The organism is Bartonella sp. TS25HLJMH (assembly GCF_042193505.1).
Lineage (GTDB): Bacteria > Pseudomonadota > Alphaproteobacteria > Rhizobiales > Rhizobiaceae > Bartonella > Bartonella grahamii.
This window is the reverse complement of the sequence record NZ_JBHILV010000022.1, coordinates 1,375-16,184: the sequence shown is the minus strand read 5'-3', so window position 1 is coordinate 16,184 and position 14,810 is coordinate 1,375. Positions and strand designations below refer to the sequence as shown.

Genomic DNA, 14,810 nt, shown 5'->3' with positions numbered 1-14,810 from the left:
AAAAGGATTCGAAAGAAGCTGTTAATGGAGGTCAGTTACATGATTACACAGAACAGCAGATGAAGACGGTTCTTGAAAATGCCAATAAGTATACGGATGAGCAAGTTTCTCATCTTGTAAAAGATGGAGTTAGTGAGGCTAATTCGTATACGGATATGAAGTTTGAGATGTTAAATTATGCTGTTGAGGATGTTCGCAAGGAAGCAAGACAAGCAGCAGCGATTGGTTTAGCAGTGTCTAATTTAAGTTATGATGATACTCCTGGAAAAATCAGTCTATCATTTGGTGGTGGTTTATGGCGCAGTCAATCCGCATTTGCTATTGGCGCTGGTTATATGTCTGAAAGTGGAAGAGTTCGCTCTAACATATCTGCAACGAGTGCTGGAGATCATTTTGGGATAGGCGCAGGGTTTAGGGTAACACTGAATTGACAATAAACAAATTCTAACCATTAACTTTATTAACATTTTGTTTTTATTGGTCTTAATGAGAGATGGGAGAGTATAGTAGGCGCGCGCATGAGATACCGTTACGGTGAACATAAGCAGCAATTAACATGAGTTAGAATATTTGAAGCATTAAGATATGATATTAAGACAGTTCAGAAAGAAGTAAGACAGACGGCTTCTGTTGATTTAGCAGTATCGAATTTAAGTTATGAAGATACCCTTGGTCTTTAAGCATTTCATTTGGTACGGATGCATTGGTGTAGTGCATCCGTCTTTGTTATCGGAGCCGGTTATATGTCAGAATATGGAAAGATTCGCTCCAATCTCTCCGCAACGAGTTTTGGTGGTCATTGGGGTGTAGGTGTTGGGCTTAATTTAATACTGAACTGATAAGCAAAAAACTTTTTTAATATGCTCTTTGCCCTTGCCTCATAAAAGCAGGGGCATTTTAGTAAAAAGCTTAAAAAAAACTACCCACGGAAAATAAACAGTCGCCTAAAAGAATGATCAATAGGCACAAAATTATACCAATTTCAAATACATCAAAGCTAAAAATGTACAACCTTTGATAGAAAACGAAATTAATTCTAATATTAAGTATTTTTTTAACTTCCTTAAATTGACTTTCACGAACTTGCCTCTAACTACCCTCTAAAGGCGCTGTAGAAACAACAGCTTATGTCTTAATTTTATTTATGTCCTAAAACACGCTGTAAAAGCAGGAACACGCAAAGGAAATAAGAAAGCTTTAGAGTTCTAGAGCATACTTTTTTTGTGTTGTTAATCTATTATTATGAAGGGGGTATTATGAAAAAATTATATACTACACAAAATCTGTGTGATTTGAGTTTTTCTCGTTCACATCATCGATCATCATTGTTTAAAGTGGCTTCGTTAGGAACTGCGGTGGCATTGTTTTTATCGAATGCTTCTCCTGTTTTTTCAGCAAATCTCGATTTAACAAAAGCATCTCTTGAAAATGTGAAGAATGCTGCCGTGGTTTATCCGCAAAGCATTATCTCTGCGTATGATTACTATGATGGTGATAAGGAAAATTATTTAACAGCATTGAATGTGGCAATGGTGCCAAAAGTTGACGCTTCTGATGACTATGCAAATTTTTTAACCAAAACCCTTTCTGGTATAAGTAATGATGATCCTATTGTGAATGTTTTGAGGACAGATGGCAAAAACTCATTGGAAAGAACATTAGATACAGGCGGGCAATATAAAAAATTGATCATCAGTTCACAGAGTGGTGAGAATACAGCGATTATTGATGCATTGAATCCTTTGCGCAATGACTCTATGGCTAGAATGCAGCGCGGTACCGGACTGCAACGTGACGTAGAGGGTACTAATGTCATATTTGGTAATGATATAACAAAGCTCGAAAAACTCCATGCAAGGAGTGATATTACTGCTCTTGGTGCCAAGATAATAGTAAACGCCTCAGATTCGGTTGCTGTTGGTTATGGTGCGCAGGTGGATAATAGCGTTACTGTTGCTGTAGGTCATTTGGCGTACGCTGTAGGTAAAAAAAGTATCGCAATAGGTGGTGAAGGTAGATGGGGTGATAACCCGACCCCCCCTGAGGGACGTACAATAGCGACGGGCGAAGAATCAATTGCTATTGGACATCGTGCTAAGGCGGACAGTGTGAAATCTGTAGCTTTTGGTGCTTATTCAAAAGTGAATGTAGATTCAGGTGTTGCGATTGGGAGCGAGTCTGTAGCTGATGTTGCTGCTGGTAAACTTGGTTATAGTTCTTTAGCTAAAGGTTCTGCAACTTCTGACAACTTTGCATGGAAAAGTACGCTAGCTGCAGTGAGTGTTGGTGATGTTAACACAAAAAAAACGCGCCAGATTGTAGGAGTGGCAGCTGGTACTGAATTTTATGATGCCGTTAATGTTGCACAGCTAAAAGCGTTAGAAATTTACGTCGACAAAGGTTGGAATTTGTCTGTTGGAGGTGAAAATGCTAAAGCCGTTGGTATAAAAGATACTGTAGATTTGTCGGCTGCAAGTGACAACCTTAAGATCACAAAAGGTACGGAAAACAATAATGTAACATTTGATCTAGCTAAGAATATTACAGTGGCAAGTGTCACTGCAGGGAACGCCTCTATGAGTAGTGATGGCTTTCTGTTTGCTGGTGGGGCTAGAATAACTGTGGATGGTATTGATGCTGGCAATAAACGGATTACAGGAGTGGCAGCTGGGGAAGATCCTAATGATGCAGTGAATTTTGCGCAGCTACAAGAGATAAAAAATCAAATAGCAGGAAGTAGTCTTGTCAAGCAAGATGATGGAGAAGAAGGTCGTATCACCATTGGTATGGCAACGGATGGTTCTGAAATCAATGTTGCAAACCAATCAGGTGATGATCGTACAATTTCTGGTGTGAAGGCGGCTGTAAACAATAATGATGCTGTTAATAAAGAACAGCTCGATGGTCAGATTGCAGATGTTGTTGACACCATAAAAAGCAATAGCCTTGTTAAGCGAGAAGAAGAGACAAATCGTATCACCATTGGTAAGGAAATAGAAGGCACAGAGATTAACATTGCAAACAAATCAGGTGATGCTCGTACAATTTCTGGTGTGAAAGCAGCAGTTAAGGATGATGAAGCTGTTAATAAAAAACAACTCGATGGTGAAATTGCAGATATCACGGACAGCATTAAGGTCATTAAAGAAGCAAATAGCTTTGCAGTTCTCTACGATAAAAATGCAGATGGCATCATTAATTATAATAGTGTGACTTTGGGTGGTGATAAGGGCAAAGGGCCAGTTGCTCTCCATAATGTTAAAGATGGAGAAATTGCTAAAGATTCGCATGATGCAATTAATGGTAGCCAGATTAATAAGATATCCAAAAATGTAGCGAAATTATTTGGTGGTGGTACTGTCTTTCAAGATGGTGTTTTTTTAGGACCAAGATATAATTTATCTCATGTTGGTACCGATGGTACGGTAGAGCAGAAGATCTTCGAAGATGTTGATTCAGCTTTGACAGGGCTTGATGCAAATGTCAAGGCTGTGAATAGCCGCTTAACACATGTCACCAATGAGTTTACTCAGAAAATTGATGGTGTTTCTAAAGATTCTTTATTATGGAATAATAATGAACAAGCCTTTGTTGCACTTCACGGACCAAACGGACAGAAGGCAGAGAGCAAAATCACCTTTCTTAAGGATGGGGATATTTCTCATGATTCAACCGATGCTATAAATGGTTCCCAAATTCATTCTATGGGCAGCGAAATTGCTACTTATTTTGGTGGCAATGCCTCGTTCGAAAATGGGGTCTTTAGAAAACCGAGATATAATTTAACTACTATTGATAAAAATGGCCAGGTAAAACAGCAGGAATATAATGATGTTGGTTCAGCTTTGGGTGGACTTGATACGAATATCAGGCATGTTAATCAGCATTTAATCCATGCAATGAATGACGTTGCTACTTATTTTGGTGGTGGCGCTGGATATGATGAATCTGGTGAGTGGAGACCCCCTAGTTTTCAGGTTACCGAATTTAAGGCTGATGGCACTTCTTCTAAGCAGCCTTATAACAATGTTGCTAATGCTTTTGAAGGCGTGAATAATTCTATTACAAATATTTCTAATCAGATTGCCAATGTGACGAAAAATAGCCTTGTTAAACAAGAGGGAGGTTCTGAAGGTCTTATCACCATTGGTAAGGCAACAGGTGGTACTGAAATCAATGTTGCGAACAAATCAGGTGAAGATCGGATCATTTCTGGAGTGAAGGCAGCTGTTGCGAACAATGAAGCTGTTAACAAAGCCCAGCTTGATAAAAGCATAGAGAAGATTTCTAAGGATATTAATCTCACAACTGCTGCTGCCGTTCTCTACGATAAAGAAAACGGTACCGTTAATTATAAGAGTGTGACTTTAGGTGGAGCGGATAACCAAGGTCCCGTTGCTCTCCTTAATGTTAAAGATGGCACAATTTCCGAAGGATCGCATGATGCGATCAATGGCGGCCAAATTAATAAAATCTCTGGAGATATTGCGAATTACTTTGGTGGTGGTGCCTCATTCGAGAATAGTGCCTTTAAAGGACCTCAGTATAATTTATCTACTGTTTCTGCTGATGGTTCTGAAGAACAGAAAACCTTTACTGATGTTGGCTCAGCTTTGAGTGGGCTTGATGCAAATGTAAAGAATGTGAATGATCATTTAACAAATGTGACAAATAATTTCACACAACAAATCAATAATATTTCACAAGAAGTTAAAGGGGATGCCTTGTTGTGGAGTAATGATGAGCAGGCATTTGTAGCACAGCATGGAGAAAACAAAGAAAACAGCAAAATTAAATTTCTTGCCAATGGAGATATTACTGAAGATTCAACGGATGCAGTAAATGGTTCGCAGCTCTTTGCGACTAATCAGAATGTTAACACTGTTACAAATAATCTGACAACAATTGCTAAAAATATATCAAAGTATTTTGGTGGTGGTGCAGACGTATCTAACGGTAAGGCTCCCACTTACACTATTCAGGGCAAAGCACATAATGATTTTGGATCTGCTTTTAGTACTGTTGATAATTCTATCACGAATATACAAAATCAGATTACGAATGCGACAAAAAATAGCCTTGTTAAGCAGGAGGAAAACGAAGGTACTATCACTGTTGGTAAAGCAACAGGTGGGACTAAAATCAATGTTGCGAACAAATCGGGTAGTGCTCGTACAATTTCCGGTGTGAAGGCAGCAGTTAATAATGATGAAGCTGTTAATAAAGAACAACTGGATGGCCGTATAGCAGATATTAGTAACAGTATTAATAACATTAAAGAGGGAAGTGCTTTTGCAGTTCTCTACGATAAAAATGCAGATGGCACTGTCAATTATAACAGTGTGTCTTTGGGCGGCAATAAGAGTCAAGGACCCGTTGCTCTCCATAATGTTAAAGATGGCATAATTGTGCAAGGATCGCATGATGCGATAAATGGGAACCAAATTAATAAAATCTCCCAAGATATAGCAAACTACTTTGGTAGTGATGCCTCATTCGAAAATGGTGCCTTTAAAGGACCCAAATATAGTTTATCTGTTATTGTTGAGGATGGTCAGGTAGCAAAAGCTAACTACTATGACGTTGGCTCAGCTTTGAGTGGTCTTGATGCAAATGTAAAGAGTGTGAATACGCATTTGACGAATGTAGCAAATAATTTTACACAACAAATCAATGATATTTCAAAAGAAGTCAAAGGGGACGCCTTGTTGTGGAATGGTGATGAACAGGCATTTGTAGCACAGCATGGAGAGGGAAAGGCCAATAGCAAAATTAAGTTTCTTGCTAATGGAGATATTTCTGCTAACTCAACGGAAGCTCTAAATGGTTCACAACTTTATTTGATGAGTAATCAGCTTGCTGCGTATTTTGGTGGTGGCGCTGGCTATAAGAATGGAAAGTGGAGTGCCCCTACTTTCAACGTAGCACAATTTAAGAACGACGGTAGTTCTGGTGAGAAGAAGACATATCATGACGTTGCCAATGCTTTTGACGGTGTGAGTGAGAGTATATCCAAGATAAACGACCGCATTCAAAATGTTGAAAACAATGTCTCATCTAATGGTTTAAATTGGAATGAGCAGAAAGGAGCCTATGACGCTAGCCATGATGGTCAACCAAGTAAAATTATCAATGTAGAAAATGGTAGAATTGCAAAAGATTCGAAAGAGGCAATCAACGGTGGACAGCTTTGGCAGACCAATGAGCGTATCACAGGTGTTGAAAAAGATATTAAGCATATCGAAAACAGGGTTGATAATATTTCAAATACGATTGGAGATATTGGTGATACAGTTATCAATATTGAAAACAGAGTTGATAATATTGAAAACACGGTTAATAATCTTTCTGATGGTGCAGTTAACTATGATAAAGATGCTGATGGCAAAAAGATCAACAAGATCACTCTAAAAGGTGGGAATGAAAGTGAACCTGTTATGATTGATAATGTTGCGGATGGCCATATTGAGAAAGGCTCGAAAGAAGCTGTTAATGGTGGGCAACTGCATAATTATACTGAGCAGAAGATGAAGATTGTTCTCGATGATGCTAAAAAGTATACAGACCAACGGGTGAATAATATCGTTATTAATGCCATTGATGATGCTGTTGATCGGTCTCAGCAATATACCGATATGAAGTTTAATATTTTAAGTTATGACATTAAGAGCGTACGCAAAGAGGCAAGGCAAGCAGCAGCCATTGGTTTGGCAGTGTCCAATTTACGTTACTTCGACGAACCAGGATCTTTGAGTGTTTCATTTGGTAGCGGTGCGTGGCGTGGACAATCTGCATTTGCTCTTGGTGCTGGTTATACATCTGAAAACGGAAAAATCCGCTCTAATCTCTCTGCAACGAGTGCTGGTGGTCATTGGGGAATAGGTGGTGCAATCACTCTGAAAATAAAATAATACGAACAACGAAAACTGAACAAAATATTCACCCTCATTTATTGCAATGAGGGTGAATTTTTTTTTACAGACGCACAGTATTTATCTAGAGATAAGCATAATATTTGATAACGCGATAAACTTTGAGGTTTTATAGAAGATTTTTCTATATTTTTGTTGAAAAAAGATCACAGTAGAATCCATATTGCTAAAAAGTCATATTTTTATGTTGCTATTTTCTTGAACAGCCTATAGTGATACGGAAATGTATATTAGTAAGACTCATTTTGATAAAATAATTTTCAAAGGGGGATAAGTAGTGCGTAAAGATAAAAGATACATCACAAGACCACGCATATATTATTGCATGATACTTTAAAAAGAGAAAACCTAACTAAAAAGCCGATTATACGAGCCAAGCTAGATTTCGAACATATTACAATCTCTTTTTACTTTACTTGATGTTTTCTAATAAAACTAAAATCTATAATTAGGAAAAAACATACTAAAACTTTTTTAAGCATTTTATAGTCATAACTACCAAGTAAAAAGTAATATTAAATATGCAAAACCTCTTTTTTATTTAGTAAAATAATAACACATTAAAACCCTTAGACTCTAAATATGTTATTTTTATGTCCACAAAACATAACCAAAAAACAAAAATTTAGGTCCCAACACTAGGAAGCGCAAACAAAACAGGATCAAAGACTCAAAACGTTCACACCCTAAGCGATGATCCCTTATTCTTAATTCCAAAGAGATCAATAATGCTAAAATGTGTCTTTTTTATGTTTTGGAGGTGTTTTTAAGTTTTTTCATTGGAGAGTTTGTTATGAAAAAATTATATGCCCCACAAGCAGCGAGTGAATTAAAACGTTCTCGTTTTTCTTTTGTTAAAGTTCTTTCGTTGGCTACAGCGGCTACATTTTTATCGAATGTTACACCTGTTTTTTCAGCAAATTCTGATTTTAGAAACACATTGCTCGAAGGTGTAAAAAGTGCTGGTGTCTCTTATCCGCAAAGTATTATCTCTGTTGCTGGTTTGAATGCTTCTTCTATTTCAAAAGATAATTATTTAACAGCACTTAATAAAGCCGGATTAGAAAAGATTAATGCTGCTGATGACTATGCAAATTTTTTAACCAAAACCCTTTTGGGTGTGAATGATTATAGTTCTGTCGTGAATGTTTTGACGGCGGATAGCAAAAATGTATTGGCAAGAACCCTAGATGCAGGGGGGCAATATAAAAAATCTCTCGTCAGTCCACAGACATTTGTGGTTGATAGCGCTGAGGGTTTACAAGCGAATAATATGAATGAAGGGTCTGAATTTGGAAGATTATTTGCGCCTGTAAATGAGCCAATAATAGCACCATTGAGCACTGGTGTAATGAATATTAATGTGCCTACAAGGGCTGAAGGTTTACAAGCGAATAATAGGAATGAAGGATCTGAATTTGAAGGATTATTTGCGCCTGTAAATGAACAAATAACGCCATTAGATAATCATGCAACACAATTAATGATGAGGGGGATGCCAAGAGCTGTAGCAAATGTGCTCCCAGTCGATCAGAGAGTAGACAGTGGAGACCATTCTTATGTTGTTGGTTATCAAACGAAGAAAAACGGCAAGAATGTTATTGTTGTAGGTCCATGGGCTGGGGCTAAAGGGGATGAGAGTATTGCTATAGGTGAATTCGCTTTGGCTAGCGAAAAAGGTGCTGTTGCCATTGGTTCTGGCATCAGTAAAGATATGGGAACTGCTGCTCAGGCGTCGGGTGAACAGTCAGTGGCTTTGGGTTATTTTACTCAAGCTAACGCCGACAAGTCGCTCTCTATTGGAGCTTTTGCAATGGCGGTAGAGACTGGTTCTGTTGCTCTTGGTGCAACAGCAAAAGCGGTGCAAGAAAAAAGTATTGCTATAGGCTTTGAGGCTGCGGCGGGAGCGGCTGCAAGTATTGCTATAGGCAGAAATTCTATAAGTGTTGCTGTTGATAGTATTGCTCTAGGGAGCAATTCTTTTGCCGATATAGCTGCTGGTATTGTTGGTTTTAGCCCTTTGCTTAAAGGAGCGGCAACTGATAAAGGATTTGCATGGAAAAGTACGCTCGGTGCTGTGAGTGTTGGTAATGTTAGTCAAGGAAAAACCCGCCAAATTACCGGAGTAGCAGCTGGTACTGCACTGTTTGATGCCGCTAATGTTGCGCAGCTTAAGTCCTTACAAATGTACGTAGATCAAGGTTGGAATCTTTCTGTTGGTGGTGCAAATGCTAAAGCTGTTGGCATAAAAAATACAGTCGATTTATCTGCTGGAAGTGGCAATCTTCAGATTACAAAAGGCAAGGATGATAATAAAGTAAAATTCGATCTTGCCAAAGATGTTACATTAACGAGCTTAAAGGCAGGTACAAATACCTTCGATGCAACGGGCTTAGTAATTGCTAATGGTCCGAAAATAACCACTGCTGGTATTGGTGCTGGAAATAAAAAAATTACAGGAGTATCAAATGGTAGTGCAGATACTGATGCGGTTAATTTTTCACAGCTGGAAGCGGTAAAAGCACTAGCACAAAAAGGAGGGGGCAGCTGGAAGCTATCTATTGAAAAGGGAGCAGCTAAAGATGTTGGTGCGAATAGCACAATAAATTTTTCATCGGGAGGGGATAACTTCAAGGTTAAGAGAGATAAGGACGATGAAAACAAGCTAATATTTGGTTTGGCTAATGATATATCACTTCATAGCTTAACATTAAAAGGAAAGACAAAATTAGATGAAACAGGCTTAGAAATTACTGATGGTCCGAAAATAACGACCGATGGTATTGGTGCTGGCAGTAAAAAGATAACAGGATTGGCAAAAGGTACTGATGGTACTGATGCCGTTAACAAAGCGCAACTTGATCAAGATGTGACCGATCTTTCTGACAAAATTGAAGATGTGCGCTCTGTGGCAGTTCTTTATGATGAGGAAGCAGATACCGAAGAAGTCAGTGCATTTACCAGATCTGCACGTAAAGTGAATAAGAAGAGTGTGACTTTTGGAGATCCAAAGGAAGGCCCTGTTGCTTTGCATAATGTAGCCGATGGTAAGATCACCAAGGATTCTCATGATGCCGTAAATGGTTCCCAACTTTTTGAGACAAACCAGAATGTCGCTACCTATTTTGGTGGTGGTGCTGGCTATGCCGAAGGCGCATGGACCGCTCCTAAATTCATAGTTAAATCCGTTAAGGATGACGGTGTTTCTGAAGATAAGGTTTATGATGATGTAGCGAGTGCTTTGACTGGAGTTGGTACTTCTCTCACGAATGTTCAGAATAAATTGACTGAGCAGGTTAACAATGTGATTAACAAAGTGGAAAGCGAAAGCTTTGTTCAGCAAGATAAAACAACGCATCTTCTCACTATTGGTGCAGCAGCAGAAGGCGCAGAAATCAATATTGCCAATAAGGACAAAGGGGATAGGATACTTTCTGGTGTGAAGGCCGCTACAAAGGATAATGAAGCGGTTAACAAAGGTCAGCTTGAGAAAGGATTAAAAGATCTTTCCAACAGTCTTCAGTCTGAAGATTCAGCTGTTGTTCATTATGACAAAACAGGTGATGACAATAACACGATTAATTATAAGAGTGTGACTTTTGGAGGTAAAGACAAAGACCCCGTAGGTCTCCATAATGTAGCCGATGGTAGTATTTCCAAGGGTTCACGTGATGCAATCACTGGTGGTCAGATTAATACAATCTCTCAGGAAGTTGCCAAGTTTTTAGGTGGTAATGCATCATTTGAGAACGGTACTTTTAAAGGACCGATCTATAATTTATCCAGTATTACTACAGATGGTGTAAGTACGCCGATTGCTTTTACCAATGTTGGAAGTGCTTTTGCTGGTCTTGATACAAATATCAAGAATGTGAATGAGCGTATTAAGGAAGTATCTGAAAATGTTGCGCACGATTCCTTATTATGGAATGATGATGCACAGGCATTTGTAGCACGTCATGAAAAGAGCAAAGAAGAACACGGTAGAGCTATAGCAACGCAAGATAATAGCAAGATTACGTTTCTTCTAGATGGAGATGTTTCCAAAGGTTCAACAGATGCTGTGACGGGTAATCAGCTTCATGACTTGGGTGCTGGGGTCGCGAAGTCTTTAGGTGGGACTGCTAGCTATGAGAATGGCACATGGACTGCTCCTACATTCACAGTTAAGAGCGTCACAGAAGATGGCAAAACAGAAGACAAAAGCTATAATGATGTTGCCTCTGCTTTTGCAGGTGTTGGTAGTTCTTTCACGAATGTGAATAATTCTATCACGAAGATTAAGAATGAAATCACCAAAGAGATTGCGGATGCAAAAAGTGATTCATTGAACTGGAGTGAAACTGCTAATGCTTTTGTAGCGCAGCACGGAGAGAATAAAGATAGCAGCAAGATTACGTCTCTCCAAAATGGAGACATTACTTCAAGCTCAACGGATGCCATTAATGGAGCGCAGCTCTATTCTATGAGTAAAATGGTTGGTAGTTATTTTGGCGGTGGTGCTGGATATGAGAATGGCACATGGACCGCTCCTACTTTCAAGGTTAAATCGTTCAAGAATGATGGCAGTGTCTCTGATGCGACCTATCATGATGTTGCATCTGCTTTTGAAGGTGTTGGTGATTCATTCACGAATGTAAAAAATGAGATTACCAAAGAAATCACCAATGTAAAAAATGAAATTACCAATGTAAAAGGTGATAGTCTCGTTAAGTGGGATGACGAGAAGCAAATAATCAAGATTGGTGGTGAAAAAGGTGGTAATACAATCACTATTGCCGATAAGGATAGCAAGGGTCGAACACTTTCTGGCGTAAAGGCAGCAGAACAGAGCGACGAAGCCGTTAACAAAGCACAGCTTGATGAAAATGTGGACAAGCTTTCTAAGGATATTGAGGAAGTTCGTTCTGTAGCGGTTTTCTACGATACAGAAGAAGCTTCAGAAGCGGTCAGTGCCCTTACCAGATCAGCGCGTAAAGCGAATAAGAAGAGTGTGACTTTTGGAAATCCGAGTGAGGGCACTGTTTCTTTGCATAATGTCGGCATAGGTAAAATTGCAGAAGATTCAACCGATGCAATCAATGGTTCCCAGCTTCATTCACTAGGTAATAAGGTTGCTACCTATTTTGGTGGTGGCGCTAAGTATGAGAATGGAGAATGGGTAGCTCCTGCTTTCAAGGTTAAAACTGTCAAGGCTGATGGTGCTGAAATTGAAGACAAAAGCTATAGTGATGTTGCCTCTGCCTTTGAAGGTGTAGGTACTTCATTCACGAATATTACAAATGAAATAAAAAAAGAAATTGCTACTGTTCAAGGTGATGCCTTGTTGTGGAGCGAGTCTGATAGGGCCTTTGTAGCGACGCATGGAGAGAATAAAAATAGCAGCAAGATTACATCTCTTGCAAATGGAGCAATTAATGAAAACTCAACGGATGCAGTAGCGGGCAATCAGCTTTATACTCTAGGTAGTAGTGTTGCATCGTATTTCGGTGGTGGCGCTGGCTATGAGAATGGCGCATGGACCGCTCCTACTTTTACAGTTAAGAAATTTAATGCAGAAGGTGAAGAGACTGAGGAATCTTATAGCGATGTAGCAGCCGCCTTTGCTGGTGTAAGCAATTCTATTAAAGATGTTCATAATGAGGTGAACAATCAAATTAACAAAGTGGTTGGAGACAGTCTGGTTAAGCAAGATCAATTGGGTTTGATTACGATTGGTAATGAAAGAGGCGGTAATAAAATCACTCTCACAAACCGTGACGGTATGACACGGATACTTACTGGCGTGAAGGCTGGAGACATTTCTGCAACCTCAACGGATGCAGTAGCGGGTAATCAGCTTTATTCATTGGGTGATAAGGTTGCTACGTATTTTGGTGGTGGCGCTAAGTATGAGAATGGCGCATGGACAGCTCCAAGTTTCAAAGTTAAGACTGTCAAGGATGATGGTAGTGATGTTGAAGAAAACAGCTATGAGACTGTAGCGGAAGCCTTTGAGGGTGTTGGTAGTTCTTTCACGAACATTCATAACGAGATTAACAAGGAGATTAGCAAAGTCGTAGGCGATAGCCTTGTTAAGCAGGATAAAGACACTGATTCTATTACTATTGGTAAAGAAACAAACGGTACTGTAATCAATGTTGCAAACAAAAACGGTGTAAATCGAGTGATTTCTGGCGTAGAGGATGCAAAAGATAACAATGATGCCGTTAATAAGGGTCAGCTTGATAAAGGCTTAAAAGATCTTTCGAACAGTCTTCAGTCTGATGATTCAGCTGTTGTTCATTATGATAAAAAAGGTGATGACAATAATGCTATTGATTATGCGAGCGTGACTTTTGGTAAAGGGAAAGATTCTGCAGCTGTAGGTCTTCATAATGTTGCCGATGGTAAGATTGCCAAGGGTTCACATGATGCAATCACGGGTGGACAGGTTAACACAATCGGTGAGGATGTTGCCAAGTTTTTAGGTGGAGGTGCCGCATTTGGCAGCGGTTCGTTTGATGGACCAACCTATAAATTGTCTCATGTTGATACAGATGGTAAGATAGAACAAAAATCTTATAAAGATGTTGGTACAGCTTTTGAGGGGATTGATACAAATATCAAGAATGTGAATCAACGTATTAAAGATGTTTCTCAGGGTGTTTCTCAGGATTCTTTGTTATGGGACAAGGATGCACAGGCCTTTGTTGCAAAGCACGGAGAGAAAGCGGAAAGAAAAAATAGCAAAATTAAGTATCTTGAGGATGGTGAATTTTCAGTAGGGTCAAAAGAAGCGGTGAATGGTTCCCAACTTTATTTGGTGAGTAGTGCATTCTCTAATTATTTGGGTGGTGGTGCTGGATACAAAGAAGGTAAGTGGACTGCTCCTAATTTCAAGATTGCGCAATTTAGTGCCGATGGTACTGTTGGTGAAGAAAAGGGGTATAATAATGTTGCCAGTGCTTTTGCTGGTGTGAATACTTCTTTTACGAACCTTAATCAGGAAATTATTGATGTAAAGAACAGTATTCTTGTTACGCAAGAAGAGGGGGTAAGTCTGTTCAGAATTGGTGATAGAGGCATTCGCCTTGGTAAGTCAGCAGGTGTTATCAATATTGGTAAGGGAACCGGTGGTACTGAAATCAGTGTTTTGAATAAAGACAATGCTAATAGGAAAATTTCTGGTGTAGAGGCAGGTAATCTCTCCGTAGACTCAACGGATGCCGTAAATGGTTCACAACTTTATTCAATGGGTGATAAAGTTGTGACGTATTTTGGAGGAGGAGCAGCATTTAATGGTACTTTCACAGGCCCTACCTATAAATTATCTAAGATTTCTGAAGATGGTGCAGCAGAAAAAACTAGCTATGATAATGTTGGAAGTGCTTTTGAAGGTCTTGATACAAATATCAAGAATGTGAATGAGCGTATTAAGGATGTAACCCAAAGTGTAGCGCAAGATTCTTTATTATGGAGCAAGGAGGAAGAAGCTTTTGTTGCGAAACATGGAGAGAATAAAAATAGCAGCAAGATTACATCTCTTGCAAATGGAGATATTTCTGAAAGCTCAACGGATGCGGTGAATGGCTCTCAGCTTCATTCATTAGGCGATAAGGTTGCTACATATTTTGGCGGTGGAGCTAAGTATGAGAATGGAGAATGGGTAGCTCCTGCTTTCAAGGTTAAAACTGTCAATGCAGATGGCAGTGAAGGTGAGGATAAAAACTATACCAATGTAGCAGATGCATTGGCTGGTGTTAGCAGTTCTCTCACGAATATTAAAAATGATATTACCAATGTAAAAGGTGATAGTCTTGTTAAGTGGGATGACGAGAAGCAAATAATCAAGATTGGTGGTGAAAAAGGTGGTAATACAATCACTATTGCCGATAA

At 39.2% G+C, this 14,810-nt stretch carries 3 protein-coding genes and 1 pseudogene; all 4 read left to right on the top strand.

All coding sequences use genetic code 11. The annotated features are described in order from the left end of the window. The coding region (locus ACFINF_RS08005) for a YadA-like family protein (protein ID WP_375620418.1) at nt 1–431 on the top strand (431 nt) is incomplete at its 5' end. A gap of 258 nt (nt 432–689) precedes the next feature. Continuing rightward, nucleotides 690–839 (top strand): hypothetical protein, encoded by a 150-nt coding sequence (locus ACFINF_RS08000; protein WP_375620419.1) that lies wholly within the window; start codon nt 690–692, stop codon nt 837–839. A 417-nt stretch (nt 840–1,256) separates the two neighbouring features. Next, entirely contained in the window at nt 1,257–6,911 is a 5,655-nt protein-coding gene (locus tag ACFINF_RS07995; protein WP_375620417.1) for a Vomp family autotransporter, read from the top strand. Nucleotides 6,912–7,725: 814 nt separating this feature from the next. Further along, nucleotides 7,726–14,810 (top strand): annotated as a pseudogene (locus ACFINF_RS07990) (hypothetical protein); the annotation flags it as partial.

What these genes read in the sequence shown, in the direction of transcription:
- ACFINF_RS07995 (WP_375620417.1), top strand. Translation starts at nt 1,257, where the DNA reads ATGAAAAAATTATATACTACACAAAATCTGTGTGATTTGAGTTTTTCT.